This window comes from Vogesella mureinivorans, from assembly GCF_007644035.1.
Lineage (GTDB): Bacteria > Pseudomonadota > Gammaproteobacteria > Burkholderiales > Chromobacteriaceae > Vogesella > Vogesella mureinivorans.
Map to the genome: position 1 here is coordinate 1 of NZ_VMTV02001004.1, position 284 is coordinate 284.

The 284-nt window shown below is 70.4% G+C and carries 1 protein-coding gene; it reads left to right on the forward strand.

Annotated features, from left to right (window positions below; all coding sequences use genetic code 11):
- A partial coding sequence (locus FLQ44_RS22450) for a TonB-dependent receptor plug domain-containing protein (protein WP_147696143.1) occupies positions 1-284 on the forward strand: 284 nt, incomplete at both ends.

The following is a 284-nucleotide window of genomic DNA, read 5'->3' on the forward strand; positions in this document are numbered from 1 at the left end:
GACCCCCGCATTCGACTCGCAGTCGAACAACCCGTCGACCGGCTATGCGACCGTGTCGCTGCGCAACCTGGGCGCCCAGCGCACCCTGACCCTGGTCAACGGCCGCCGCCTGCCCCCGGGCGCCGCCGGTGAACTGCGCGACATCAGCATCATCCCCGCCGCCCTGATCAACCGCGTCGACATCCTGACCGGTGGCGCCTCGGCCGTGTACGGCTCCGACGCCGTGGCCGGCGTCGTCAACTTCATGCTCGACACCGAGTTCGAAGGCTTCAGCGTGGGCGCGG